Raw genomic sequence first — 25,709 nt, 5'->3', positions numbered from 1 at the left:
GCCTTTCGCGGTCACACGCGAAGTGTGTCGGCGTACACCTGCACACGTCGGCGAAGGCCTCGTCTACGGGTACTACAGGGTCACCAGAGTCACTTCGGTGGCCTTGATGCCGGACCAGACGGGCGTGCCGTCGGCGAGGCGGAGTTCCGCGGCGGCCTGCGGGGTGATCTCGGCCACGAGGTCCGGGGCCCGGTCCGATGTGATCAGGACGCGCAGCCGGCTGCCCGAGGCGGTGATTTCCCGGACGGTGCCGGGCCAGACGTTGCGGGGGCTGCCGGTGGGTTTGTCGCGGTGTACGGAGACGGCTTCCGGGGAGATGATCGCCAGCGCGTCGGTTCCGGCAGGCAGTGGGTCCGCCACGACGAGCGTTTCACCGCCGGCCAGTTGGAGGCCCTTCGCCGTGGCAGTGCCGGGCCAGGCGTTGCGGCCGAGCATGCGGGCGACCCAGGGCGAGCGGGGGTGGCGGGTGACCTCGGCGGGTGGGGCGTCCTGGAGGGCGCGCCCGTCGTCGAGTACGAGGACGCGGTCGGCCAGCGAGACGGCTTCGACGGGGTCGTGGGTGACGATCAGGCAGACGCCGCCGAAGCTGTCGAGGTGGTTGCGCAGAGTGTGGCGGACGTGAGCGCGGGTGGTCTGGTCGAGGGCTGCGAGAGGTTCGTCGAGAAGCAGCAGCCGCGGTCGGGCGGCCAGCGCCCGGGCGAGCGCGACACGCTGGGCCTGGCCGCCGGACACCTGGGCCGGTTTGCGGTGCGCGAGGTGGCCGACGCCCAGGCGGTCGAGCCACTGCTGGGCGCTGCGGCGGGCCTCGGCGCGCGGCACACCGTGGGCCCGGAGCCCGTATGCGGTGTTGGCGAGGGCGGTGAGGTGCGGGAAGAGCGCGCCGTCCTGGGGCACCCAGGCGACCTCCCGTCGGTGCGGGGGCAGTTGGCTGACGTCGGTGTCGCCGAGGCGCAGCGTGGCGTGTGCGCGTGGGGTCAGGCCGAGGAGCGCGCGCAACAGGGTTGTCTTGCCGGCGCCGTTGGGGCCGACCACGGCGATGGTGGTGCCCGGTTCGGCGTCGAGCGTGAGCTGGTTGAAGCCGGTGACGTCGGCGTGCAGGGCCCACTTCTCCTGCGGGGCGAGCGGCCCGGGGGCGGAGGGGAGGGTCGTGGCGGCCGGTTCTGCTTCATCCGCCGCGCTCTTGGGCTCGTACGAGTGACGATCGGTCGGTGTGCCGGTCCATCGGCCGCGCAGGGCGATGAGGACGACCATGGCGATGGCCAGCAGCAGCAGGGAGACCGAGGTCGCGGCCTCCGGCTGGTCCTGGAGGAGCAAGTACACCTGCAGGGGCAGGGTCTGTGTGGTGCCGGGGAGGTTGCCGGCGAAGGTGATCGTCGCGCCGAACTCGCCGAGGGCGCGCGCCCAGGTGAGCGCGGCTCCGGCGATGAGGCCCGGGGCGACCATCGGCAGGGTCACGGTGAAGAAGACGCGTACCGGTGACGCTCCCAGGGAGGCCGCGGTCTCCTCGTAGCGGGGCCGTAGCCCGCTGAGGGCTCCTTCGAGGCTGATGACGAGGAACGGCATGGCGACGAACGTCGCCGCGAGAGCCGCACCGGAGGTGTGGAACGGCAGGGTGATGCCGAAGGTGTCTTCCAGCAAGGGGCCCAGGATTCCGCGTCTGCCGAAGGCGAGGAGGAGAGCCACTCCGCCGACGGTGGGCGGCAGCACCATCGGCAGCAGGACGAGGGAACGTACGAACGCCTTGCCGCGGAAGGAGACGCGGGCGAGCAGCCAGGCGAGCGGTACGCCGAGCAGCAGTGACAGGCCCAGCGCCCAGAACGAGACGATGAGCGACAGCTTCAGCGCCTCGGTGGTTCCCGGACTGCTCAGGTGGTCCACCAGGTCCGTCCACTGGGTGCGGGCCAGGATTCCGATGAGCGGGAGCAGCAGAAATGCCACGGCGAGGAGCGCGGGCAGCGCGAGGACGACGGGGGTGCGTGGGCCGGTTGCCCGGCTGCGGAGACGTTGCATCTTCAGGTCCCTGGGGCCGTTGTACGGACGCGGGCTGCCCGTTCCCCGGAGTGGGGCGACCCGCGCGCAATGAGGTTACGGCTGCTGGAAGTCCGCGTCCCGGAAGATCTTCCTGGCCTCGGCCGAGGACAGCCACTTCACGAACGCTTCGGCCGCGGCCGAGTTCTTGGAGGTCTTCAGCGTCGCGGCCGGGTATTCGGCGATCGCGTTCTGCGTGTCGGGGATCTCGATCGCGTCGACCTTGTCGGTCGCCGTGGCGGCGTCGGTCTTGTAGACTAGACCTGCGTCGGCCTCGCCCAGTTCGACCTTGCTGAGTACGGCGCGGACGTTCGGCTCCTGCGAGACGGACTTCACGGTGATCTTCTGAGCGTCCAGGATCTTCTGGCTGTAGCGGCCGACCGGGACCTCGGGGGCGGCCAGTACCACCTTGAGCTTGGCATCCGCGAGATCCTTCAGCCCGTCGATCTTCTGCGGGTTACCCTCGCCGGTGGCGATGACCAGGCGGTTCTTGGCGATGACCGCCGGGGCGCCGGTGTCGCCCTTCAGCGCGTCCATGGTCTTGGTGTCGGCGGTGACCAGGGCGTCGGCGGGGGCGCCCTGCTTGACCTGTGCGGCCAGTTCCTGTGAGCCGGCGAAGGAGAAGGTGATCTTCGTCCCCGGGTGGGCCTTCTCGTAGGCGCCGCCCGCCGTCTTGAACACATCCGTCAGCGAGGCGGCGGCCAGCACGGTCAGGTCCGCCGCCTCCGGAGCGCCGGTCGCGGACTCGCCGGTCTCGGCTCCGGCGTCCTTCTTGTTGTCGTTGCCGCTGCCGCAGGCAGCGACAGGGACGAGGAGCGCGGTGGTCACGAACGCGGCGGCGACGCGGCGTCCGGTGAACGCGAGGGCGAGGGACATGACGGTGGGGCTCCTTGAAAACACGGCCGGCGGGCGCCGTCCGGCGCGGATGGTGGTGAGCCGCGCCGAGGACGGGCGACGCCGCTTGTTGAACAAGGGGTTCAGGTGCGGTCGATGTGCACGCTGGTCGACTTGACGCGGGCGGTGGCCTGCATGCCGACCTCCAGCCCCAGCTCCTCGGCGGCCTCCCGGGTGAGGAGCGAGACGATCCGGTGCGGACCGGCCTGGATCTCCACCTGAGCGGCGACGTCGCCGAGCTTCACGGCGGTGACGATGCCTGGAAAGGCATTGCGGGCGGAGGTGTACGGGGCCTCTTCCTCGCCCGTGCCGCCTTGACCGACCTCAATGGAGAACGCCGCCAGGGCGCGTCCGTCGATGAGGCGACGCCCGCCCTCGTCGCGGTGGGTCACGACGCGGCCGGCATCTGCCCAGCGGCGCGCGGTATCAGGGCTGACGCCGAGCAGACGCGCCGCCTGTCCGATTGTGTAGGACTGCATACGCGCCAAGATAGGGCGCCTGGAGCCGCATTTGCAATGTTTGGTCCGAAGCTCCATGGCAGATGCCAGGCCCCTTGGAGCAAGCACCAAACAGTGCGGTGGATGGATTCGGGGTTCAGCCAGAGCGAGGCCGAGAGCCACAGCGGAAGCGCTCGAGAAGCTGTGGCGCAAGTGGCGCCGCCTAGTCGCTGCTTACGCGTCGAAGCTGTGCCGAAAGGTGATGTTGCAGCGGCTGGCCGACCGCCGCGAGGTCGTGGACGAAGTTGAGCGTGTCCTCGTCGGTCAGGGTGTAGCGGCGGCGGGTGGCATTGACCTCCTTGGCGGTGGGAGCGAGGGCCACCTGGTGGGTGGTGAGGTCGACCGTGCCGTCGTCGGCACAGCCGACCGAGATCTCCGCGATGCCGGTGGGCTGGGTGATCAATGCCTCCACGCATCCCTCGGGCCGCAGCCGCCACCAGCCGCTCTCCCGAGCCGACGGCCGCAGCGGGGTGCCGTCGGTGTCGAGCAGCCAGGCGCGCGCCTCGTAGTGGAGGAAGGGGCGCCCGTCGTGACTGAAGGTGACCTCCTGCGCGTACGTGAACTCCTCGGCGAGCGTCGGGTACTCACCGCGGCCCCGGCCGGCCCAGGTGCCCAGGAACCCGATCAGCGGAGCGAGCAGTGCGTGCGGCGCAGGCGATGCGTCCGGACGAAGGGCGTCGGGATACGGGTGCTTCTGGGCGGGGTCGGACATGATGTGCGCTCCTGGGTCGGGGCCGGTGCTGGGGGGCAGCCTAGGTGTATCGATCACCAGTACCTCACCTGGCACCGGCATCACGCAGCCCCAGGCCTCGGGACGGTGGTTTTGGACCGGCAACCAAAAGTTTCTGCAGGACGTCTCACCAACGACACCGGGAGCCGGCTGGGGTCACGCCTGCCAGGTTTACTGCTGCCCCAGGAGGACTTCACGATGTGGCCCAGCATCATTGCCGTGGCCGGCACACTGCTCGGCGGCGCGCTCACCGGGCTGCTTCAGATCAAGAGTGCGCGGATCGCTCAGAGTGCTGCTCGCGCCGACCAGAAGGCGGAAGCGCTGCGCAGGGCCCTGGGCGAACTGGTGGCCGCCCTGGGCGACCATCGGCGGGCCATGTGGCATCGCGAAGTCCTGCGCCTGGACGGCGCGACCGGGGAAGCCGTCGAGGCAGCCCGCACAGCTTCCCACGCCACGCGCTCGGCCGTAACCGGCCCACTGGTCGCGGTCTCTGTCCTCGAGCGGTCCCTTGCCGAGCCGGCTCGTCAGGCTGCCCTGGCCGCATTCGACCTGCGCGACTCCACCAGCCGCCCCGACCTCGCCTCCCGTCGCGAGGCCGCCATCGCAGCGACAGACGAACTGATCGCCGCAGCCGGCCGAGCCATGGCCTGACTTACCGGCCGGCCGGGTGTCACGGCCCGGGCACCTTGACGACCGGCAACCCTGCCAGGGAGGGCGGGTGGTGGCCGCCCTCCCTGGCACTCGGACCGGCGCGTCAGGCCGTGGCGGGTTCGGGCCGGCCGACGGGTACCGGAGCTGCGAGGCGGCCGGTGCGGTCGAGCCCGAACAGCGCCGCAGCGCAGGCGAGGCCCAGCAGGAGCAGGACGATCCATGGCAGCGCGGACACCCCGGCATCGCGAGCCGCATCCAGTGCGGCGCCGGTGAGGAGGTTGCCCACGGTGATGCCGACGCCGCAGATGGTGTTGTAGAGGCCGTAGTGCGTGGCGACGAGGCGGTTACCGGAGAGACGGACGATGGTGTCCATCTCGAACGGGTAGGCGATCATCGTGCCGAGGGCCAGCAGAAGCGCGGAGAGCGCGGGCGGCACTGCCGCGAGCAGCCACAGTCCGATCCCGCCGTCCGGAACCGGTACGGCCGTTGCCAGCAACAGCGGTACGAACGCCACTCCCATGGTCAGCAGGCCCCGGACGAGGGCCAGCCCCGGTTCCATGCGGGCCTTGCACCACGCCGTCACTCTGGCCTGGCCCAGGATCGTGCTGAGGCCCGACACGGCGAAGAGCACCGCTACCGCCGCCGTGCCGAACTCGCCTTCGCCGCCCAGGCGTCGCACCTCCAGCGGCAGCGCGAGATAGACCTGGAAGGACATCACGTACGAGCCGATCATGGCCAGGGAGAACAGCAGGAACGGCCGGTTGGCCAGGATGCTCCGCCACTGCGCCAGGACGCTCTCCCGGCGGCCGTCGGCCCGGACTTTCGCGTCGTCGGCCCGGCGCGCCGGCAGGGCCCGGATCTGCACGATGCTCAGGACCGCGAAGATGCCGGCCGCGGTCAGGCAGGTGAGGCGGAAGTCGATTCCCGTCAGCACCATGCCGACCAGGGGTCCGAGCAGGATGCCCGCCTGGTAGAAGACGTTGAACAGCGCGAACGCCTCCACCCGCCGCTCCCCCGCATCCGCGGCGAGGTAGGCCCGGGTGGCCGGGTTGAACAGGGCGCCGGCCAGGCCCGTCGCCGCGGAGGCGGCGATCAGCGCGGGGACCGAGTCGACGAGCCCGAGGGTCGCGAAGCCGACGACGCGCAGCACCATGCCCGCGATGATCATGGGCTTGTAGCCGAGCCGGTCGGCCAGGGTTCCGCCGACCAGGAACATGCCCTGCTGGCTGAAGTTGCGCACACCGAGAATCAGGCCGACGAGCCAGCCGGCCAGCCCGAGAGGCCCGGCCAGGTGCGTGGCCAGGTACGGCATCAGCATGTAGAAGCCGAGGTTGATGGTGAACTGGTTGACCATCAACAGCTGGACGCTGCGCTCGTAGGTACGGACCTGCGCGAGGGTGCTCTTCACCGGCCCTCCTCCCCGTCGGTCTCGTCCGTGCTCCGGGCGAGGACGAGCGGGTCGACCACGCTCGTACACCGGGTCCAGCGGGTGACTTCCTTCTCGTCCAGGCGCCCGAGCACCTCCGGTTCGGGCGCGGGCGGGAAGTCGAGCAAACCGTGGGCGGCGCAGTAGTCGTCGTCGTACACCGTGCCGAGGTAGCGCTGCGGCCCGTCGGGGAAGACCGCCGCGATGCGGGTGTCCTCGGGCAGGGTACGGGCGAGCCATCCGGCAACCAGGGCGACCGCGCCGACGCTCCACCCGCCGGTGGTGTAGTGCGAGGCGGCCAGTCGTCGGCAGGCCCACACCGCTTCGGCGGGGGCGACCCAGTGGACCTCGGAGAAGTTGTCGTAGGCGACGTTGCGCGGATAGATGCTCGATCCGAGCCCGCGCATGAGACGGGGGCGGGCGGGCTGGCCGAAGATGGTGGAGCCGACGGTGTCCACGCCCACGAGCTTCAGATCGGGGTAGAGCTGCTGCAGGACGCGGGAGACGCCTGCCGAGTGGCCGCCGGTGCCGACGCTGCACACCAGCACGTCGATGTGGCCCAGTTCGGTGGCGAGTTCCAGGGCGAGTGGGGTGTAGGCGGTGGTGTTGTCGGGGTTGTTGTACTGGTCCGGGCACCAGGAATCGGGGTGCTGCCGCATCAGTTGGGTGACGCGGTCGCGGCGGGCCTGTTGCCAGCCGCCTGCGGCGTGGGGTTCGGAGACGACGTTGACCTGCGCACCGTACGCGGTCAGCAGGCGGGTCATGGACATCTCCAGGCCCGGGTCGGTGACCAGGGTGACCGGGTGGCCGTAGACCATTCCTGCCAGGGCCAGGCCGAGGCCCAGGGTGCCGCTGGTGGACTCGATGATCCGGGCGCCGGGCTTCAGGTCTCCTCGGGCGCGAGCGCGTTCGACCATGTGAAGGCCGGGACGGTCCTTTATGCCGCCGGGGTTGAAGCCTTCCAGCTTCGCCCAGAAGCCCCGTCCGGCAGGAGCGAAGGGCTCGCTGACGTGCAGCAGGGGCGTGTTGCCGACCAGGCCGGACAAGGCGGCGTGGCCCGGCTTGGCGAGGGGGGTGGTGTTCGGAGAGTGCATCAGTCGGCTCTCATCATTCTGTGAATGGCGCGTCGGGTGCTGATCTCTCGCACGCCGCCCTTCCCGGACCGGACCGAGCCGGGGCCCTGTCTCAGGTCAGGAGAGCGGCGGCCGCGGCAGGCTGCGGCTCGAAGGGCACGGCCTACGTCCGCCACCGGCACAGGGCGCACAGCATGCAGCGTCCGGACGTTGTTCTCCGGGCCTCCCCGGACGCGGGCCGCACACCCCCGCCAGGTGCCGTCGTGCGCGCCGGTATCGCCGCGAACACAGCCGCAGCGTGTACCGGCGTACGGACCTGCTGCCGTCCGGCCGGCTCGGTGCCCGAACCGGTCGGCGAGCAGGACGAGTCGGCAGGTGTCACAGCGTGCGGCATGTTGTGGGCGCCGGGTTGAGCGCCGGAGAGCGTACGGACTGCGCCGTGAACGTCACCGGACTCGTGCAGGAGCTGAGCACAGTCGAGCACGAGCAACAGCAAGCCACTCAAGAGGAGGGCGAACAGCCGGCGCTGCACAGGTGAAGCGGCGAAGCGTGGGTGAATGCGGGACGGCGAAAGCACAGTTCCTCCGCAGACGGCCGTCGTACGCCAGAAGGCGCAGCAAACGGCGGGCGGGGCGGGCAGTGTCAGAGCACCGCCGCAGGAACCTGCCTCGCAATGCGCCGTGGGGCGCTCGGGGGAGGCTCGTTGCGGCGATGACCGGCCGCATCGCGCCCGCAGCCGCAATTGGCTGTCCCGGAGTCATGAACAGGGGGAAGGGCGTCGAGGGCCGGCGAAGCGTCGCCGGATCCTAGATCTGCAGAACTGTGGCTCTTATCGACGTGCTCGGCAATTGCTTGGCCGACGCCACGTCACCGAACGCGACCAGAACAGGACGCGGCAAGCCGTACGGATCTTGCTCGACGAGGGCACAGAGGCCGGGGGCGTCCAGAGCCGGCGTCTGCTGGGGCTGGCCGGGCACGCACTCCTGAACCGAATGGGACGGGCCGTGCTCCCCACCGCCGGGGTGATCCACCGGAACGTTCCCGCCGGCATGGTCATGAATGGCAGCCACTGCGGTCGCGGCCGCGCTTGCGTCGAGATGGCCGCTGACGCCTTCGGTGCTCACTCCATGCGCGTACACGAAGGCGAACAGCACGACGGCCACCCACAGCATGCGCAGCGGACCCGCTGACGAGCGGGCCCACGACATGCGGGGAGACGACCAAGCCGTGACCATGCCGTGATCCTAACGGCTCGTTCGGGCAGCTCCCCACCGCGCCCGTCGCAAACACGACACGAACACCCGGCTGCACAAGGCACATTGAGCCGCAACAGTGCAGGTGAAGCACGGCTGCCAACTGCCCCGCCTGACCGGCATCAAGCGCAACAAGGAAGGCCCTTCCGAGCGACATGCGTCAGATCGGAAAGGCCTTCGCTTCGCGCGGTGAGCATCGCGCGGGTGATGTTGGCGTCGTAACCGGTGTGGCGCGAGAGAACAGCGGCGGTGGCGGTGCAGATGTCGGCGCAGTCGGCGTCGGTGCGGATGCGCTTGGTCAGCTCGACCACCATTTCCTCGGACAGACAGGCGTCCGAGCAGGCGGTACACGCCGGTGCTCGGCGTAAACGCCAAGGGACCGCATCCGGGGGAACGGCCCGAATGCGGGGCAGGCTGCCGTCGGCGCAGCCGCAGTGGTCGGGTCAGTGGTAGGCGTGAACCACCGCGTGGCCCTTGCCTCGGCCGATCATCCACTTGTTCAGCGGCGTGGTGATGACGAACGCGACGGCGAAGCCGCCCAGGAGCGCGCCCCAGAACAGCCCGTCCGACAGGTGGGCGTCCAAGGCGCCGGGAGTGAGGGCGATGATCAAGTTGTCCACCAGTTCCATCACGGCGATGGACACGGTGTCGGCAGCCAGGGCGACGCGGATGGCGGCCTTGAGACCGAGGCCCGCCTTGCGCACCGCGTACATCGTGAAGGAGTAGCCGAACAGGAACGCCAGAGCGATCGCCAGCGCCATGGTGGGGACGTTGCCCCAGAGCAGGGCGGTGCCGATGGCCATGCCCAGGATCTCGCCGATCGCGCACCCGGTCAGGCAGTGAGCCGTGGCCTTCGCCGCAGTACCCCAGGAAGCGCCACCGGCACCCATGGGCCCGCCATGACCATGGTCGGCGTGACCGTGCCCGACGTGCTCCTGTTCCGTGTGCGGGGAGCCGGATGTGCCGGCGTTATGAGCGGTGTGGTCCATGTGATCCATGACGTACTCCCTCTCGCCTCTTCCAGTCTGAGTCCGACGGGACCGTCCGGCACAGCAGAGGAGGTGATCACGGCTGGTCCGGTGGGAGGGAGGTGGACGAGTCATCCGTGATCGAAAACAGGACAGTTGCCGAGAGGCAAGCGCCAGGTAGGGGCCATCCGAGCGGGTCAAAAACCTGCCTGCAGCGCGCAAATATCGCTCCGGGACCGTGACGTAACGAACATGAGCGGTCGGCACGCCGAGCCCGATCCCCTTGAGCCTGCCCCTCGCCATCCGCAACAACTGTCCGCATTGGATCTGTCGCTGTGTGTAATTGATCCTCTACGGTCAAAGCACCGACAACACCCCGTCCATGGAGGATTCGTGGCAAGCTGTCGCACTCGTCTGGCCGTGCTGGGCTCAGCCGTCGCTCTCGCCGCCGGTGCCCTCACTCCCGCGCAACTCACCGGTGCACAGCCCGCCGCCGCCGCGGCGACCTACGAATGGGTCGCCCTCGGTGACTCCTACACCGCCGGGGTCATCCCGGCCGCGGGCGAGACCTTCGAAGTTCCCCGTGACGGCTGCGAGCGCACCGACCAGTCCTATCCGCAGGTCATCGAGCGCGACCTCGGCTCGCTCGTCGAGCTGACGAACGTCAGTTGCGGCGCCGCCACGATCGAGAACGTCACCTTCACGGCCCAGGACCCGATCGGCCGTCACCTGCCGCCCTTCTCCGAGGACCCGGAGTATCCGTTCCCGGCAGTGCCTCCCCAGTCCGAGGCTGTGGGCCCTGGTACCGATGTGATCACCGTCGGTGCGGGAGGCAACACCCTCGGGTTCGCCGAAATCCTCGTCACCTGCCTGCAACTCGGAGACGGCAGCGGCGGCGTGGGCGCCCCGTGCAGGGACGCCCTCGCCGACGACATCCCCGGCAGGCTGGCCAAGGTGAGCGACGACTACGACGAGATGCTCACCACGCTCCATGAACGGGCCCCGCAGGCCCAAGTCCTGGCCGTCGGCTACCCCGCGGTCATCCCCAAAGAGACCTCCAAGTGCCGGTCCGGCGACTGGGAACAGTTCGCCTCCATCACCCGGGGCGACTTGGACTGGCTGCGCGAGGACGTCCTGGAACCCCTCAACAAGGTCATCGGGCAGTCGGCCGGAGCGCACAACGCCACGAGCTTCGTCGACCTCTACGACTCCTCCCAGGGCCACAGCGTCTGCGACGCCGACAAGTGGGTCGAGGGCATCTTCGCCGGCTTTCCCGACCAGACGGCCTTCGTGCACCCCAACGCCAAGGGTCACCACATCGCCGCTGACCGCGTCGCAGCGGCGATGATGAACGCCATCGGCACGGCCTGACCCACACCGGCGGCCCCTACCCGCGCTCCCGCATGAATCGCCTCCGGCCCAACAGCCGGAGGCGATTCATGTCACCGGGCACCTCCCGCCACATGCCCTGGGGCATGGGCGGCTGACTGCTCCGGCACCGTTGTACGTTGGCGCCGTTCAGCGGTGAGAAGTGCGGCCTTGCGACATGGTGGCCAGAAGAGCGGCCAGCGTGGAGCCGGCGGCAAGCGCGAGGAAGAGATTGCTGTAGCCGCCCAGGGGGCCGGCCAGCGCGGCTCCGGCCCAGGGGGCGAGGGCTCCGGCCACCGTTGCGGGGGCGGAGAGGAGCCCGGACAGACGGCCGTAGGCAGCTGTCCCCCATCGGTCGGCGACGGCGGTGGCCTGGAGCAGGGTGAGGTTGCCTCGTACGACTCCGGCCAGCACAGCGAGCGCGATCAGCAGCGGGATCGGTCCTGGTACGAGGGCGAGTGCCGCCGTGGTGGCTCCGCCGGCGGCGATCAGGATCGCGGTGCGGGCGGTGACGCCGGTGCGGTGGGCGAGGGTGGCGTACAGCGTACGGCCCAGGGTCTGGCCTGCTCCGCCAAGTCCCAGCGCCCATGCAGCGGTTGTCGGGTCGGCGCCGCGTTCGGTCAGCAGTGGGACCAGTCCAAAGACCACTGCGGACAGGGCGAAGCCGGAGAGGGTGAAGGCGAGTATGAGAAGCAGGAAGGAGCGGCTTCGGGCGATGGGTGTGCGGGTGGCTGCGGGTTTGGCCTGCGGGGCGGGCGGCCAGGGCGCCCGCAGGGCCAGGGCGTGGGCCGGAATGGTGACGGCGGCAAGGATCGCGGCGAGTACGGCATAGGTCGTGCGCCAGCCGAAGTGGTCGGCCAGCGTGGCCGTCAGGGGCGCGAAGACTGTGCTGGCGAGGCCGCCGGCGAGGGTGACGATCGTCAGGGCGCGCACCCGGTCGGGGCCCCACCAGCGGGTGAGGGCGGCGAACGCGGGCTGGTAGAAGGTGGCGGCCATGGCGAAGCCGGCCAGGAGCCAGGCGGCGGTGAATACGTAGAGGTTTGGAGCCGCCGCGATGGCCAGGACGGCTGTGACTGCGAGCAGGGAGCCGATGGTCATCACGGCGCGCGGTCCACGGCGGTCGAGGATGCGGCCGACCGGTATCCCGGCGACGGCGGAGACCAGCAGGGCGGCGGAGAACGCGGCGGTCGCGGCGCCCATTGACCAGCCGGTGTCCGCGGTGAGGCGTGGGAGCAGGACGGGGAAGGCGTAGTAGAGGATGCCCCAGCCCGTGATCTGGGTGGCGCACAGCGCGGGAAGGACGCCGCGAGGCCGCGACCGGTCCCCTGCTCCGGTCGCGGCCTCGCTGGTGTGGAGGTCGGTCATTGTCAGGTCAGCAGCAGCCACTGGCGGCGACAGGTTCGCCCGCGCCGGTGTCGGCGGCGGCCGGGGTGGCGCAGCAGGTGCTGCTTTCCTGTTTGGCCAGGGCGTCGGCGTCGCCCTTGACGACGTACACCTCCCAGGGTTCCTGGCCGGGGCCATGGACCCAGACCTTGTCCTGGAGGGCGTAGCAACAGGTGGTGTCGCTCTCCTCTGCCGTGGCCAGGCCGGCATCGCTCAGCCGGGTGGTGGCGGCATGCACGGCTTCGGTCGTTTCCACCTCGACGCCGAGGTGGTCCATACGGGTGTCCTCTCCCGCGCTCCCTTCGATGAGGACGAGCTTGAGCGGGGGCTCTGCGATGGCGAAGTTGGCGTAACCGTCGCGGAGCTTGGCGGGCTCTGTGGCGAAGAGCTTGGTGTAGAAGGCGATGGACGCGGCAAGGTCGGGGACGCGGAGGGCGAGTTGTACGCGGGACATGGCGTGCCTCCTGCTAGATGGGTGGGTGGGTGAGGGCTCAGCAGCCGCCGGAAGTTGCGGGGGCTCCTGCGCCGATCTGGACAGTGGTGGGAGCGGCGCAACAGCCGCCGCCACCCTCGGACTCGGCCGCGTCGGGCTCGTCGAAGAGGCCCGCGCCGCCGCAGACTCCGGTCTCCGGAAGTGTCAGTTCGACGCGCTCCGCTGCCTCCTGGTCTCCGGCGAGGGCGGCCGCGATGGAGCGGACCTGCTCGTATCCGGTCATGGCGAGGAACGTCGGGGCGCGGCCGTAGCTCTTCATGCCGACCAGGTAGACGCCCTGCTCCGGGTGGGACAGCTCTTTCACGCCGTGCGGGTAGACCGTTCCGCAGGAGTGCTGGTTGGGGTCGATCAGCGGGGCAAGCTCCGTCGGGGCCTGGAGTCGCTCGTCGAGGCCGAGGCGAAGTTCGGAGACGAAGGACAGGTCGGGGCGGAAGCCGGTGAGGACGATGACCTCGTCGACCGGGTCGAGCCGGTGGCCGCCCTCGGCCACGAGCACCAGCTGGTCGCCGGCCTGCTCGACGACGCTGGTACGGAAGCCGGTGGCAGCCGAGGCGTACCCGTCCTCCACGGCGGCCTTGGCCGCGAGGCCCAGTGCGCCGCGTGCGGGAAGCTGGTCGGCTTCGCCGCCGCCGAACGTGGAGCCGCCGATCCCACGCCGCAGAACCCACACCGCATGCGTTCCGGGCGCGTCCTTGGCGAGGTCGGCCAGGTAGGCGAGAGCCGTGAACGCGGAGGCTCCGGAGCCGATCACGGCAGTGCGCTTGCCGGCGTAACGGGCCCGTACAGCCGCGTCCTTGAGGTCGGGCACGCGGTAGGAGATCCGGTCGGAGGCCGAACGCTCGCCAAGGGCGGGCAGGCCGTCACCACCGATCGGGCTGGGCGTGGACCAAGTACCGGAGGCGTCAATGACGGCGCGGGCGGTGATCCGCTCCTCGGAGCCGTCGGCGTTGAGGATGTGGAGGGTGAAGGGCTGCTGCTCACGGTCGGCGTCCACGACCCGGTCGCGGCCCAGCCGCGATACACCGGTGACGCGAGCACCGAAGCGGACCTTGTCGCCCAGGACGTCGGCAAGCGGCTGGAGGTAGTCCGTGGCCCAGTCACCGCCCGAGGGGTACGTCGCACCATCGGGCGCGGTCCAGCCGGTCGGGGCGAGCAGCTTTTCGGCGGCCGGGTCGACGACCTCGGACCAGGTCGAGAACAGCCGGACGTGCGACCACTCACGGACGGCGCTGCCCGCGTCGGCTCCGGCCTCCAGGACCAGGGGCTCGATGCCGCGCTCGACCAGGTGGGCGGCGGCTGCCAGGCCGACCGGACCGGCGCCGATCACGACGACCGGAAGCTTCTGCTCGCTCATGACTGTTTTCTCCTTGATGACGGGCTGGGCGGGAGGCGGGGTGTCGGTTCGGATCAGGGAGTGCGGCCGGACAGGGAGACCGGGAGCTCCGCACGGGGGCGGTAGGCAGCGGTCCGGACAAGTGAAGCCATGGCAAGAACTCCCTGATTCGACGCCTGTCTATGCATCGAAGCCTCACACTTACATTGACAGTTGTCAACATAGACGAGTGTCGAATTTGATGGTGGTCCGCGCCCCCGCACGCACAACTGGGCCGCGAGCGCCAACACGGTCGACCCGGGGGCCTTTCGCCCCTTCAATCAATCGACTATCGTCGATTGTCGATGAATGAAACTGTGCGCGGCCCTGCGCCGCTGAGCCACGAAGACGCCGTCACCTACGCCGACTGGTTCAAGGCGCTCGCCGACCCGATGCGTGTACGCGTACTGAACCTGCTGTCCGCCGAGCAGCGGCCGATGGCGGTCGGGGAGATCGTCGAGCGGCTGCCCATCGGGCAGTCGACGGTGTCGCACCATCTGAAGATCCTTGCCGAGGTCCGCTTCGTCCTCCCCGAGCGGCAGGGCACCTCAACGCGTTACACGGTCAACGCCGCCTGCCTTGAGTGCTTCCCGGCCGCGGTCCGCGCGATCCTGGGTCAGGAGCCGGACCATGCCTGCTGACGCGCCGAAGATCGTGCCGCTGACTGTCGCGCACGCCGAACAGGTCCTCGCCATCTACCGGTTGGGCATCGACGAAGGGAACGCCACCTTCGAGAGCCAGGCTCCGGCCTGGACCGAGTTCGACGCCGCCAAGCTGCCCGAGCACCGCTTCGTCGCCAAGGACCCGAATGACGGAAAGGTGCTGGGCTGGGTCGCCGCGTCCAAAGTCTCCGACCGCTGCGCGTACGCCGGAGTCGCCGACATTTCGGTGTACGTGCATCCGAACGCACGCGGCAGGGGCGTAGCCCGTGCCCTCCTCGATGCCCTCATCGATTCGACCGAAGCTGCCGGCATCTGGACGATCCAGTCCGGCATCTTCCCCGAGAACACGGCGAGCCTCGCCCTCCACGCGCGGGTCGGCTTCCGCGTGATCGGCACCCGAGAACGCATCGGCCGACATCACGGCGTTTGGCGTGACGTCCTGCTCCTGGAGCGCCGTAGCTCTCGGATCGTGTGATGCCTCCTAGAAACCCCTCTTACGGCGCGCGGCAGGGCGGGGGCCTGTAGTCGGCGTGACGCCCAGGAGTTCGGCGATCTCGTGGGTCGCGTCGCGCGCGGGGCGGCCGACGCCGATGAGGGTGGCGGAGGCGGGGCCGGTCCAGTCGCCGTAGCCGAGCAGGTGGAGGCGGGGCTCGTCGACAGCACGGGTGCCGGTCGTCGGGATGTGGCCTCGTGAGCCACGCAGTGCGAGCGGGGCGAGGTGGGAGAGAGCCGGGCGGAAGCCGGTGCACCAGATGACCGCGTCGGCTTCAGCGCTCGTACCGTCGGCCCATTCGATGCCCTCCGCGGTGAGGCGGGTGCACATCGGCTGCGCCTTGAGGAGTCCCGCGTCCCGGGCCTCGCGCACCGGCGGCACCGCGACGATGTCCCCGAGAGACGCGACGCCGCCGGTGTCTGTCGTGCCTGCGTCGAGTGCGCGGCGGCGGGCGGTGGCCGCGTCGAAGAGGGCGCGGCCGTCGATGTCGTCGGCGAGGAAGCGGGCCGGGCGCTGGGTGACCCAGGTCAGTTCGGTGTCGTACGCGAGATCAGCGGCGATCTGGGCGCCGGAGTTGCCTCCGCCGACCACGACGACGCGTTGGCCTGCGAAGTCTGCCGGGCTTCGGTACTCGACCGTGTGAAGTTGACGGCCACGGAAGGCGTCCCGGCCCGGTACGGCGGGCAGGAAGGGGCGCCACCAGGTGCCGGTCGCGCTGATCACCGCGCGGGCGTGCCAAATTCCGGAGTCGGTTTCCACGCGCAGGAGGTGAGCATCGCGGTGGACACCTGCGACGCGTACGGGCCGGTGGACCGGCAGCTCGTAGCGCTGCTCGTACGCGCTGAGGTAGTCGACGACATGGGACGCGTCGGGGTAGCGCTCGCCGGGCTGTACCGGCATGGGGCGGCCGGGCAGTGAGGAGTACGCCGCCGGGGAGAACAGGTGCAGCGAGTCCCAGGCGCGCTGCCAGGCGCCGCCCGCCCCGGCCTGGGCGTCGAGGATGACGAAGTCCAGGCCGAGGCGGCGAAGGTGGTAACCGGCGGCGAGCCCTGCTTGGCCGCCGCCGATCACCACTACATCGGCCGTCGTCGCGGTCACAGCGTCAACGCTGCCGCGCTCAGTGCCTCCGACCGGGCGGGCTGCTCCTGCGGTGCTTCGTGGCAGACCGTGCGGCTCGTGATGCGTGCGTGGCTCTCACGTGCACCCGCACCACAGCCTTGGCATACGCCGACGGATTGCGTGTCGTTGCGCTCCGTACGGCAGTCGAGGCACTGCATGTGTGCTCCCTACCGGGTGGTGGTGATGGCCGTGGGCGCGAACTTCTTGCGCCAGGCCAGGGACACGTACACGAGCGCCACCAGGACCGGGACCTCGATCAGCGGGCCGACGACACCGGACAGCGCCTGGCCGGACGTGACGCCGAAGGTGGCGATGGCGACCGCGATGGCCAGCTCGAAGTTGTTGCCGGCAGCCGTGAAGGCGAGGGTCGCGGTGCGGTCGTAGTTCAGACCGATGGACCTGCCGAGCAGGAACGTGCCGAACCACATCAGGGCGAAGTACACGAGCAGCGGCAGCGCGATGCGGGCCACGTCGAGCGGCTGCGAGGTGATGGTCTTCCCCTGGAGTGCGAAGAGGATGACGATCGTGAAGAGCAGGCCGTACAGCGCCCAGGGGCCGATCTTCGGCAGGAAGGTGTTCTCGTACTTCTCCGTGCCCATCTTCTTCTCGCCGAAGCGGCGGGTCAGGAAGCCGGCCAGCAGTGGGACGCCGAGGAAGATGACGACGTTCAGCGCGATCTTCCACATGGAGATGTCGAGGTGCTCGCCATCGCCGAGGCCGAGCCAGCCGGGCAGCAGGTCGAGGTAGAGCCAGCCGAGCAGGCCGAAGGCGATGACCTGGAAGACCGAGTTGAGGGCGACCAGGACGGCTGCGGCCTCGCGGTCGCCGCAGGCCAGGTCGTTCCAGATGATGACCATGGCGATGCAGCGGGCCAGGCCGACGATGATCAGGCCGGTGCGGTACTCGGGCAGGTCGGGGAGGAAGATCCAGGCCAGCGCGAACATGATCGCCGGGCCGGCGATCCAGTTGACGACCAGCGACGAGATCATGAGCTTCTTGTCGCCGGTGACCGCGTCGAGCTTGTCGTAGCGGACCTTCGCCAGGACCGGGTACATCATGATCAGCAGGCCGACTGCGATGGGCAGCGAGATGCCGCCGATCTCGACCTTCGCGAGGGCGTCGTTCAGGCCGGGGATCAGACGGCCCAGGCCCAGTCCCAGCGCCATGGCAAGAAGAATCCACACGGCCAGGAAGCGGTCCAGTGTGGAGAGTTTCGCGACGACCGAGTCACCGCCAGGTTCTACGCGTGGGGTGGTGGTCGGTTCGGTGCTGGTCACGGACAGGCCCTCTTCGTGTCGGCGGCTTGGGTGGTTCGGGCAGCGGCGGCGAGATCGCTGAAGGAGTTCGCCACGGCTTCGATGACGTCGGGCCGGAGCTTGTAGTACGTGAAGCGCCCGCACGGCTCCGTCTCCACCACCCCGGCCTCGCGCAGCACGCGCAGGTGGTTGGAGAGGTTCGTCTGCCTGGCGCCGGTCTCCTCGACCAGGTGCGTGGTGCAGAGCGTCTCGTGGGCGAGCAGGGTCACGATCCGGAGCCTGAGCGGATCGGCCAGAACCCGGATCAGTTCAGTGTCGACTGACGTCATCATGGGCTGATACTGTCACATCAGTGGCCACTGACGCCACCGGGTGCTGATGTCACTTGCCCCTGATTCCGTCGTGAGACAAGAGAGACCTCCTGATGTCCGAGAAGCCCTCTGTGCTGTTCGTCTGTGTCCACAACGCCGGCCGCTCCCAGATGGCCGCCGCCTGGCTCAGCCACCTGGCCGGAGACCGCGTCGAGGTCCGCTCGGCGGGATCCAGCCCCGGCAAGGCGCTGAACCCGGCCGCCATCGAGGCCATGCGCGAGGTGGGCATCGACATCTCCGCCGAGACCCCGAAGATCCTCACCGTCGACGCCGTCAAGGAGTCCGACGTCTGCATCACGATGGGCTGCGGCGACACCTGCCCCGTCTTCCCCGGCAAGCGCTACCTCGACTGGCAGCTCGAGGACCCGGCCGGCCAGGGCGTCGAGGCCGTACGCCCGATCCGCGACGAGATCAAGATCCTCGTCGAGGGCCTGATCAAGGAGATCGCGCCCCAGGCCGCGAATTGAGCGCTGGCACCGGGGTCACCGGCCGCCGCCCTCTTCGGTGAGCCGAGCGAAATCGGTGATGACGGGGACGAGTTCGCCGCGAAGCCACAGGGGCAGCTGGTCGCGATGGTGTTCGTCTCCCGGGATTCCACGGGCGCCCAGAGGGACGATCCAGAGGCTGTTCTCACGGCGAGCGAGATCCCAGACGTACCGGGCGGACGGGCCGCGTGCGCTGAGGTCGGTGACGCCGGGCGTGCTCGAGGTGGCCAGTACGCAGTCGTGGTCGCCCCCCAGCCCGGGCCACCGCTCGTCCTCGACGGCGGGGAGGGCCCGGCCGGGGGCGAGGCGGTGGAGCCGGCCCCATGGCACGGGTTCCGCGTCGGCAACCTCCTCCATGGCGGCCCGCACGATTCCCGGCACGTCAAGGCCGGGCAGCTGATCGGTGGTCAGCAGGTTTTCCAGCGCGAAGGCGACCTTCGAGGTGAGAGTCAGCCAAGGCTCGAACACCGCGGGATACGGCAGGGGCGCGGCAAGGCTCTTCAGCTGCGGGGCGGCCGCGATCCGGCGGCTGACGGCCGAACGCAGGCGCGCGTAGTCCGCCGCGGCAATGCTGTCGCCTCCCATATGGCGGTCCCAGGACAACAGACGTGCCCGCAACCGCTCGGCGCCCAGGCCGAGTGCGTCGAGTCGCGCCACCTGTTCCAGCAGCGGCCCCGCTGCCGCGAGGTACGTGTCCATGTGGATGGCCGTCACGCCTTGGGCCGTCCAGTCCCGCGACTCCCGAAGCAGGGCGTCGATACGGTCGGCGCGGTGCGGCGGCGCGAACTCCACACCGAGAGGGGCGGCCAGGCCCCGGGCGTTCGCCATCACGGCGACGCCGTCGGCCTCGGCGCGCGGCGCGTCGTGGCGCCCGTGCCAGTCGTGGCCCTGTCGCCAGGCGGGCACGATGCGCAGCCAGTTGTCTCGGTGGCGTACGGGCACATATCCGGCCACCCGGTGCAGCAACCCTCCGGACGAGTCGGCTGCGTGCACGACGTTGACGGGCTCGATCCAGCGGCCGAGGGCTCGGTCCACGTCGGCGACCGTGTGGGCACGCAGCAGTGCGGGAATCGCATCGAAACCGAGATCCGCTGTAACGCGCGGTGGATAACGCAGACTTATCCATCCGGGCACCTCGGTGGGTTCCGACTCCGGGCCGGGCAGATCTTCAAGGCCGTCGATGACGACCGGTCCTCGCTCCGTCTCGATCACATCGATCTCGACCGGTTGGCCTCCCGCGACGTGGATGACCTCCCGGTGGTGGAGGGCCGGCCGCCATCCCTCGGGCCCCAGCGCCTCGATGCCGCTGTCCGCACGGCGCAGCCGTTCGTTGTACAGATCGTGGTAGTCGGACATGGCGTTGGTGATGGCCCAGGCCACGGTTCCGGTGTGGCCGAAGTGGGCGATACCGGGGACGCCGGGGACGGCAAAGCCGACGACGTCGAACTCCGGGCAGGACAGATGTATCTGCTGGTAGAAACCGGGGTCCTGGATGAAACGGTGGGGGTCGCCCGCGATGAGCGGCGCGCCACTCGCAGTACGTTCGCCCGAGACCATCCAGCCGTTCGAACCCGCGGTACCCGGATCATCCGTGGCAAACAGTTCGATGGCCTCGTCGCCGAGCTGCCGGGCGACCTCCTCACGCCACAGCTTGGTCGGAAAACCCGCGAAGAGGATGTGGTGGGCGAGCCAAATGCCGAGGGGCGTCCACCGCTGCCAGGGCTGCGGCACAAGGCCGGTGGCCGCGAATTCGGGAGTGGCCGCCGCGCCTCGCTCCAGGCCCGCGTTCACCCCGTCGACGTACGACGACACCCATGCCGCGGTCTCCTCGTCGAGGCTGTCGAAGCAGCGCCGGGCGGTGTCGTCGAGCCTGGCTCGACGGGCGAATCGGTCCCAGGGCAGGGCGTCCGCGCCGAGGAACGAGGCGGTGGTGCCCTGGGAGCGGTGCCGCTCCACTTCTATCTGCCAGGCCCGGTCCAGCGCGGCGTTTTCACCTTGGCCGAAGGCCAGTCGCAGAGCGTCGGACGCGCGGAGATGCGGAATGCCCCAGGCATCCCTGTAAGTCCTGGTCTTCATTCTCTCTCCACTCTTTCAGCCTCGGCGTGCGGCTTTCCGGCGGTCGACGTCTGAAAGGGAGAAGTGCAGGGGCACGTCCGCCACGGCCGGGCGGGCCGGCGGGAATCGTCCTACGCGTTGCAAGGGCGGCCCGGATAGTCGTCGCTCTCCGGTACCCCGGCCTCGCGCATTCTGCGCAGGACCTCGCGCAGGGTCGCCTCCCCGTCGATGTCCACAGGACAGTTGATCTGCCTGTCGAACACCATGGTCTCCGCAGCGGTGTTCCAAATGACCCACTGATGCGGGTACGAGGATGCCCGCCACAGGTGCGCGTAACGCTCGATGCCTTCCAGCTTCGTACTCATGGCGCCGCCTTTTCGCTCTCACGGCCGTCGACGAACGTCGCGACCACTTCGATGTCACCGATGCGCGACGTACTGACTCGCCGGGGGTCGTCTCCCAGCACGACCAGATCGGCGCGTTTGCCGGGGGTGAGGGTGCCGGCGCTGTCGTCCCAGCGGCAGGCGAAGGCTCCACCTACGGTGTACGAGCGCAGGGCCTCGTCGACCGTGATGCCCTCGTCCGGGCCGATGACCCGGCCCGACGCGGAGGCACGCTCGACCATGAACTGAATGGCCCGCAGCGGCGATCCGTCCGTGACGGGACGATCCGAGCTGCCCACGAGCGTGATGCCGTGGTCCAGGAATCCCTTGCCCCGGTACAGCCAGGGGGCCCTCTCCTCGCCCATGATCGACGCGTAGTCGTCGCCGAAGCAGCGCAGGAAGTTCGGCTGGACCACCGCGATCGCGCCGAGCCGCGCGAAGCGGGAGAGCTGGTCGGGTCTGATCAGGCCGGCGTGTTCGATGCGGTGCCTCGCGTCCGGGCGCGGCCGGATGTTCTGTGCCCGTTCCAGGGCGTCCAGGGTGACGTCGGCGGCGCGGTCGCCGATGGCGTGGACAGCGAGCTGCCACCCGGCGAGATGGCCGTCGACGATGGTGTCCGCGAGGAGTTGTGGATCGCCCTGCAGCTCCCCGGCGTGTTCCATGCCGTGGTACGGGCTGCTCAGTGCGGCGGTACGGGCCATCATGCCGCCGTCGGTCCACAGCTTGAGCGCGCCTACAGAGAGCCAGTCGTCGCCGAACCCGGTGCGCAGGCCGAGGTCGAGGCCGCGGGGTATTCCGTCGCCTTCGTGCGAGCCGACCGGATGCAGCGTGTCCGCGGCGACCATGAGCTGCACCCGCAGCGGCAGCCGGCCCTGCTCCCGTACCAGCTGATAGGCGCCCAGCTCGGCCGGGCTGTGGCCGAACAGAGCGCCACCGATGCCCGCCTCGGCGCAGGCCGTCACTCCCTCCGAGAGACAGATTCGCCCGGCGTGCGCGATCGCGTCCGCCAACTCGTCCTGGGAGTAGGGCGGTCGAAGCTGCCGTGCGGCGCCCATGGCGCTCTCGGCGAGGTAGCCGTCCTCGTGGGCGACATGAGCGGGCAGCAGGTCCAGGACGGCGCTGTTGACCACGCAGGCGTGTCCGGAGTCGTGCATCAGGAACACCTTGCGCCCGTAGCTGACCCGGTCGAGCTCGGCAGCGGTCAGATGGCGTCCGAGGGCCCGCTGGTCGTACCCGGCGATGTCCACCCAGGCGCCGGGGGAGGTCTTCCGGGAGACGGCCTGTTCCACGACCGCGAGTACGTCTTCGATCCGCTCGCAGGGTGTGACGCTCGGGGTGATCGCCTTCAGCCCCGTCCATGCCAGGTGAACATGGCTGTCGATGAACCCGGGCAGCACGGTCGCCCCCTGGAGGTCGATCACCTCGCGGGCGGGCAGTGAGGTCACGGCGTCGTCCAGGCCCACGATCCGGCCGCGCCAGATGCCCAGGTCGTGGGCGACGGGGTGGTCCGGGTCCATGGTGATGATGTGGGCGTTCGTCAGCCGCGTACAGAGCATGGGCAGTCAGTCCCGTCCCTATGAGGTTTCCGCCAGGGCGTCGCCTGCCATGGCAGGGCGCTTGCGGGCCGTGGGCACCATCAGCGGCGTGCCGGTTTCGGGGTCGTCGATGATCCTGCAGGGCAGGCCGAACACGTCCTCGATCAGCTCGGCGGTCATGACCGTCGACGGGTCGCCTTCGGCGGCGACCGTGCCGCCGGCCCTCATCACCACCAGGTGGCTGGCATAGCGGCATGCCTGGTTGAGGTCGTGCAGCACCGCGACGATGGTGTGGCCCTTGCGCTCATGCAGATCGGCGCACAGGTTCAGCACCTCGACCTGGTGTGCGATGTCCAGGAAGGTGGTTGGTTCGTCCAGCAGCAGGATGGACGTCTGCTGCGCCAGCACCATGGACAGCCACACGCGTTGCCGCTGACCGCCGGAGAGGTCGTCGACAGGCCGGTCGGCGAGTTCGAGTACGCCGGTCTGGCGCATCGCCTCGGCCACGGCGGACTCGTCCTCCGCGGACCACTGCTTGAGCATCCGCTGGTGCGGATAGCGGCCGCGGGCCACCAGGTCTCCCACGGTGATGCCGCCGGGCGCGGTCGACGACTGCGGGAGCAGGCCGAGCCTGCGCGCGACTTCGCGGGAGCGGTACGACGAGATGGCGGCCCCGTCGAGATAGACCTCTCCCGCCTTGGGCCTGAGCATGCGGGCCAGCGCCTTGAGCAGGGTGGACTTGCCGCAGGCGTTCGGTCCGACGATCACCGTGAAGGAGTGGTCGGGGATGACGACGCCGAGGGAGGTGGCCACGGTCCGCTGATCGTAGGAGAGCGTCAGGTCCTCGGCGCGCAGCCGGGCCGTCGGGGGCATCGTTCCTGTCATGCGCGGCTCTTTCGCGATTCTGTGACCAGCAGCCAGATGAGGTACAACCCACCGATGGTGCCGGTCGCCGTACCCACCGGGAGGAGAGCGGGTGAGAAGATCCGCTGGACCGCGAGATCGCTCCCGGCCAGCAGTACGGCGCCCATCAGGGCGGCCGGGACGAGTGCGGGGCCGGACGAGCGGGTCAGCCTCCGGGCGAGCTGCGGGGCCGCCAGCGCGATGAACCAGATGGGACCGGTCACCGCCGTGGCGAACGCGGCCAGCGCGACGCTGATGCCGAGCAGGACCAGCCGGCTGCGCGCCACGTCGACGCCGAGTGCCTTCGCCGTGTCGTCACCCATTTCCACCATGGACAGTCTGCGGGCGAGGGCGAAAGCGAGCGGAAGCAGGATCGCGACGGCGATGACGATCGCGAGCGCGTGGTCCCAGCCCCTGTTGCCCAGGCTGCCGATCAGCCACGCCTGGGCCTCCAGCGCCTCCTGCCAGCTCGCCCGGGTGATGAGGTAGGAGTTGACGGCGAGCAGCAGGGCGCTCACGCCGATCCCGATGACGACGAGCCTGAATCCCTGCAGGCCGCCGCTGAAGACGAGCAGGTAGATCGCGGCGGCCGTGGCCAGCCCGCCGAGCAGTGCCCCGAACGCGATCTGGGTCATGCTTCCGTGGAACACGACGATGACCAGCAGCGCTCCGGTCGCCGACCCGCTCGTGAAGCCGATGATGTCCGGGCTGCCGAGCGAGTTGCCGGTCAGGCTCTGCAGGATCGCCCCACTGACCGCCAGCGCCGCTCCGACACACAGCGCGGTGAGCAGTCGTGGCATGCGCAGAGTGTTGACGATGAAGTCCGCGCCTCCCGAACCCTTGCCGGCCAGGGCCTGAAGCACCTCCGCGATCGACAGCTCGAAGTCCCCGGTGGTGAGGGCGATTCCCATGACCGTCGTGAGCACGACGAGCAGCACCGCCGTCACAGCAACCGCGCGGCCCTGAACTCGCAGAGAGAGATGCCCGTTCCGGGTACGGATGACCCGACCGCTGACCACATGGGGGTACGGGCCGTCCACGGATCCGGTCGTACGGGTCGCTTCGGTGGCGGAGGTCTCGGCCTCCCGCACAGTGCTCACAGCATGGCCAGCTTTCGACGGCGGCACAGCGCGATGAACAGCGGTGCACCGAGAAACGCGGTGATGATGCCGACTTGGAGCTCTCCGGGAGCACCCAGGACGCGGCCGACGATGTCGGCGCCGATCAGCAGGATCGGCGCGAGCACCATCGAGTACGCCAGCACCCACCGCTGGTCGGGGCCGACCAGGAGGCGGGCCACGTGCGGCACCGCGAGGCCGACGAAGCTGATCGGCCCCGCCGCGGCGGTGGCGGCACCGCACAGCAGCATCACCGCGACGACGCCGAGTACGCGGGTCCGGCCGATGTTGACGCCCAGCGCGCGTCCCAACTGGTCGCCCATGGCGAGCGCGTTCAGGGACGGGGCGAGCCCGAGGGCGATCACGAGGCCCACCACGACGAAGGGCAGGGTGACGTACACGATGTCGAAGCTCCGGCCGGCGAGCGCACCCACCGTCCAGAACCGGAACTGGTCGAACGCCCTCGGATTGAGCAGCAATACGGCCGAGTTGAAGGCGAACAGCACCGCTGTGACCGCCGCACCCGCGACAACCAGCCGGTCCGGGGTCGCAAGTGTCCGGCCGGACGAGCCGAGCACGTAGACCACGACCGATGCGATCGCCGCACCGAGGAAGGCGAACCACACATAGCCGAGGGCCGATCCCACACCAAGGAACGCGATGGCCACGACCACACCGGTCGAGGCACCCAGGCTCACCCCGAGCAGCCCGGGGTCGGCCAGCGGATTGCGGGTCAGCGCCTGCATGAGAGCGCCCGAGAGTCCCAGCGCGATGCCCACCAGGAGGCCGAGCAGGGTCCTGGGGATCCGGTAGTCGTGGATGATGACCGCGGTGTCCGACCCGTCGTTGTGCCACAGGACGTTCCACGTCGAGGCGAACGGGATGTCTCTGGTGCCCAGCCACACACCGAGCAAGGCGATCAGGATCAGCGCGCCGAGGGCCACGAGGAGTCCCAGGCCGCGCAGTGCCGTTGCTGCGGCCCGGCGATTCCGGGGCACGGGTGGGCCGTCGGCAACGCTCCCGGATGCCGCCTGGGCCTCGACCGACAACAAGTGCTACCCCCCGGCGGCAGAGTGCGCATCACTCGAAGAGATGCCACGTGCACACAAGACACACTGACTTAGGTGAGGCTAACCGAACCGCTCCGCACGGTCAACGAGCAGGCACAGTCCGCCAGTACGGCGCGGCGCAAG

Annotated in this window: 26 protein-coding genes and 1 pseudogene; 5 read left to right on the top strand and 22 right to left on the bottom strand. The window is 69.7% G+C overall.

All coding sequences use genetic code 11. The features are described from left to right. Window positions 1-72: 72 nt before the first annotated feature. The 4 genes from AC1P0E_RS30640 to AC1P0E_RS30625 form a co-directional block, all read right to left on the bottom strand. On the bottom strand, window positions 73-2,010 hold the full coding sequence (locus AC1P0E_RS30640) for an ABC transporter permease (protein WP_482745341.1): 1,938 nt from the start codon (window positions 2,008-2,010) through the stop codon (window positions 73-75). A 75-nt stretch (window positions 2,011-2,085) separates the two neighbouring features. Further along, the gene (gene modA, locus AC1P0E_RS30635) at window positions 2,086-2,904 is read right to left on the bottom strand and encodes a molybdate ABC transporter substrate-binding protein (protein ID WP_482745340.1); all 819 of its coding nucleotides are present in this window, start codon (window positions 2,902-2,904) and stop codon (window positions 2,086-2,088) included. Window positions 2,905-3,005: 101 nt separating this feature from the next. Further along, window positions 3,006-3,401 (bottom strand): TOBE domain-containing protein, encoded by a 396-nt coding sequence (locus tag AC1P0E_RS30630; RefSeq protein ID WP_482745339.1) that lies wholly within the window; start codon window positions 3,399-3,401, stop codon window positions 3,006-3,008. 181 nt (window positions 3,402-3,582) lie between these two features. After that, on the bottom strand, window positions 3,583-4,131 hold the full coding sequence (locus AC1P0E_RS30625) for a nitrobindin family protein (protein WP_482745338.1): 549 nt from the start codon (window positions 4,129-4,131) through the stop codon (window positions 3,583-3,585). 237 nt (window positions 4,132-4,368) lie between these two features. On the opposite strand from AC1P0E_RS30625, the gene AC1P0E_RS30620 reads away from it, so the two are divergent. Further along, a complete protein-coding gene (locus AC1P0E_RS30620) occupies window positions 4,369-4,800 on the top strand; it encodes a protein kilB (protein ID WP_482745337.1) in 432 nt (143 codons plus the stop codon). Between the two features lie 103 nt (window positions 4,801-4,903). Here AC1P0E_RS30620 and AC1P0E_RS30615 read toward each other — a convergent pair whose 3' ends face one another. The 5 genes and pseudogenes from AC1P0E_RS30615 to AC1P0E_RS30595 form a co-directional block, all read right to left on the bottom strand. Further along, window positions 4,904-6,208, bottom strand: coding sequence for an MFS transporter (locus AC1P0E_RS30615; RefSeq protein WP_482745336.1), 1,305 nt, complete (start codon window positions 6,206-6,208; stop codon window positions 4,904-4,906). Beyond that, the gene (locus tag AC1P0E_RS30610; RefSeq protein WP_482745335.1) at window positions 6,205-7,320 is read right to left on the bottom strand and encodes a PLP-dependent cysteine synthase family protein; all 1,116 of its coding nucleotides are present in this window, start codon (window positions 7,318-7,320) and stop codon (window positions 6,205-6,207) included. The genes AC1P0E_RS30615 and AC1P0E_RS30610 overlap by 4 nt, the downstream gene beginning before the upstream one ends. 785 nt (window positions 7,321-8,105) lie before the next feature. Then, window positions 8,106-8,534 (bottom strand): hypothetical protein, encoded by a 429-nt coding sequence (locus tag AC1P0E_RS30605; RefSeq protein ID WP_482745334.1) that lies wholly within the window; start codon window positions 8,532-8,534, stop codon window positions 8,106-8,108. Between the two features lie 203 nt (window positions 8,535-8,737). After that, window positions 8,738-8,911: pseudogene (locus tag AC1P0E_RS30600) on the bottom strand (four-helix bundle copper-binding protein); the annotation flags it as partial. 84 nt (window positions 8,912-8,995) lie between these two features. After that, on the bottom strand, window positions 8,996-9,541 hold the full coding sequence (locus AC1P0E_RS30595; RefSeq protein ID WP_482745964.1) for a DUF4396 domain-containing protein: 546 nt from the start codon (window positions 9,539-9,541) through the stop codon (window positions 8,996-8,998). A 372-nt stretch (window positions 9,542-9,913) separates the two neighbouring features. On the opposite strand from AC1P0E_RS30595, the gene AC1P0E_RS30590 reads away from it, so the two are divergent. Further along, complete coding sequence (locus AC1P0E_RS30590; RefSeq protein WP_482745333.1) at window positions 9,914-10,891, top strand: SGNH/GDSL hydrolase family protein; 978 nt, start codon at window positions 9,914-9,916, stop codon at window positions 10,889-10,891. A 147-nt stretch (window positions 10,892-11,038) separates the two neighbouring features. Here the strand turns inward: AC1P0E_RS30590 and AC1P0E_RS30585 are convergent, their stop codons facing one another. Genes AC1P0E_RS30585 through AC1P0E_RS30575 form a run of 3 tightly spaced genes read right to left on the bottom strand, consistent with a single transcriptional unit; the run spans window position 11,039 to window position 14,118 of the window. After that, window positions 11,039-12,253, bottom strand: coding sequence for an MFS transporter (locus AC1P0E_RS30585; RefSeq protein WP_482745963.1), 1,215 nt, complete (start codon window positions 12,251-12,253; stop codon window positions 11,039-11,041). Window positions 12,254-12,260: 7 nt separating this feature from the next. After that, on the bottom strand, window positions 12,261-12,725 hold the full coding sequence (locus AC1P0E_RS30580; protein ID WP_482745332.1) for an ArsI/CadI family heavy metal resistance metalloenzyme: 465 nt from the start codon (window positions 12,723-12,725) through the stop codon (window positions 12,261-12,263). 37 nt (window positions 12,726-12,762) lie between these two features. Continuing rightward, window positions 12,763-14,118, bottom strand: coding sequence for an NAD(P)-binding domain-containing protein (locus AC1P0E_RS30575; RefSeq protein ID WP_482745331.1), 1,356 nt, complete (start codon window positions 14,116-14,118; stop codon window positions 12,763-12,765). A gap of 323 nt (window positions 14,119-14,441) precedes the next feature. On the opposite strand from AC1P0E_RS30575, the gene AC1P0E_RS30570 reads away from it, so the two are divergent. Together AC1P0E_RS30570 and AC1P0E_RS30565 are read left to right on the top strand one after the other, a co-directional pair. Next, on the top strand, window positions 14,442-14,777 hold the full coding sequence (locus tag AC1P0E_RS30570; RefSeq protein WP_482745330.1) for an ArsR/SmtB family transcription factor: 336 nt from the start codon (window positions 14,442-14,444) through the stop codon (window positions 14,775-14,777). After that, on the top strand, window positions 14,767-15,273 hold the full coding sequence (locus AC1P0E_RS30565; RefSeq protein ID WP_482745329.1) for a GNAT family N-acetyltransferase: 507 nt from the start codon (window positions 14,767-14,769) through the stop codon (window positions 15,271-15,273). The genes AC1P0E_RS30570 and AC1P0E_RS30565 overlap by 11 nt, the downstream gene beginning before the upstream one ends. Window positions 15,274-15,279: 6 nt before the next feature. Here AC1P0E_RS30565 and AC1P0E_RS30560 read toward each other — a convergent pair whose 3' ends face one another. Genes AC1P0E_RS30560 through AC1P0E_RS30545 form a run of 4 tightly spaced genes read right to left on the bottom strand, consistent with a single transcriptional unit; the run spans window position 15,280 to window position 17,998 of the window. Then, entirely contained in the window at window positions 15,280-16,389 is a 1,110-nt protein-coding gene (locus AC1P0E_RS30560; RefSeq protein ID WP_482745328.1) for an ArsO family NAD(P)H-dependent flavin-containing monooxygenase, read from the bottom strand. Beyond that, window positions 16,386-16,568, bottom strand: a complete 183-nt coding sequence (locus AC1P0E_RS30555) for a DUF2180 family protein (protein ID WP_482745327.1) — start codon at window positions 16,566-16,568, stop codon at window positions 16,386-16,388. Before AC1P0E_RS30555 ends, AC1P0E_RS30560 begins: the two co-directional genes overlap by 4 nt. Before the next feature lie 9 nt (window positions 16,569-16,577). Beyond that, window positions 16,578-17,687, bottom strand: coding sequence for an ACR3 family arsenite efflux transporter (arsB, locus tag AC1P0E_RS30550; RefSeq protein ID WP_482745326.1), 1,110 nt, complete (start codon window positions 17,685-17,687; stop codon window positions 16,578-16,580). Next, window positions 17,684-17,998 carry an ArsR/SmtB family transcription factor gene (locus AC1P0E_RS30545; RefSeq protein WP_482745325.1) on the bottom strand — a complete coding sequence of 105 codons (315 nt, stop codon included), beginning with the start codon at window positions 17,996-17,998 and terminating at the stop codon, window positions 17,684-17,686. The genes arsB and AC1P0E_RS30545 overlap by 4 nt, the downstream gene beginning before the upstream one ends. A 92-nt stretch (window positions 17,999-18,090) precedes the next feature. Here AC1P0E_RS30545 and AC1P0E_RS30540 point away from each other — a divergent pair, with 92 nt between their 5' ends. Beyond that, complete coding sequence (locus AC1P0E_RS30540; protein ID WP_482745324.1) at window positions 18,091-18,504, top strand: arsenate reductase ArsC; 414 nt, start codon at window positions 18,091-18,093, stop codon at window positions 18,502-18,504. A gap of 15 nt (window positions 18,505-18,519) precedes the next feature. On the opposite strand, the gene AC1P0E_RS30535 is transcribed toward AC1P0E_RS30540, so the two are convergent. The 6 genes from AC1P0E_RS30535 to AC1P0E_RS30510 all read right to left on the bottom strand — a co-directional run bounded on the left by AC1P0E_RS30535 (window position 18,520) and on the right by AC1P0E_RS30510 (window position 25,565). Further along, window positions 18,520-20,598, bottom strand: coding sequence for a penicillin acylase family protein (locus tag AC1P0E_RS30535; protein WP_482745323.1), 2,079 nt, complete (start codon window positions 20,596-20,598; stop codon window positions 18,520-18,522). Window positions 20,599-20,708: 110 nt separating this feature from the next. Then, on the bottom strand, window positions 20,709-20,942 hold the full coding sequence (locus tag AC1P0E_RS30530; protein ID WP_482745322.1) for a hypothetical protein: 234 nt from the start codon (window positions 20,940-20,942) through the stop codon (window positions 20,709-20,711). Continuing rightward, a complete protein-coding gene (locus tag AC1P0E_RS30525; RefSeq protein WP_482745321.1) occupies window positions 20,939-22,516 on the bottom strand; it encodes an amidohydrolase in 1,578 nt (525 codons plus the stop codon). Before AC1P0E_RS30525 ends, AC1P0E_RS30530 begins: the two co-directional genes overlap by 4 nt. Window positions 22,517-22,534: 18 nt before the next feature. After that, the gene (locus tag AC1P0E_RS30520; protein ID WP_482745320.1) at window positions 22,535-23,380 is read right to left on the bottom strand and encodes an ABC transporter ATP-binding protein; all 846 of its coding nucleotides are present in this window, start codon (window positions 23,378-23,380) and stop codon (window positions 22,535-22,537) included. Beyond that, entirely contained in the window at window positions 23,377-24,498 is a 1,122-nt protein-coding gene (locus AC1P0E_RS30515; protein WP_482745319.1) for a FecCD family ABC transporter permease, read from the bottom strand. The genes AC1P0E_RS30520 and AC1P0E_RS30515 overlap by 4 nt, the downstream gene beginning before the upstream one ends. Then, complete coding sequence (locus tag AC1P0E_RS30510) at window positions 24,495-25,565, bottom strand: FecCD family ABC transporter permease (protein ID WP_482745962.1); 1,071 nt, start codon at window positions 25,563-25,565, stop codon at window positions 24,495-24,497. The genes AC1P0E_RS30515 and AC1P0E_RS30510 overlap by 4 nt, the downstream gene beginning before the upstream one ends. Between the last annotated feature and the right edge of the window lie 144 nt (window positions 25,566-25,709).

It is taken from the genome of Streptomyces sp. TRD_SC_5, assembly GCF_056836825.1.
This window is presented reverse-complemented; position numbering and strand designations above follow the sequence as displayed.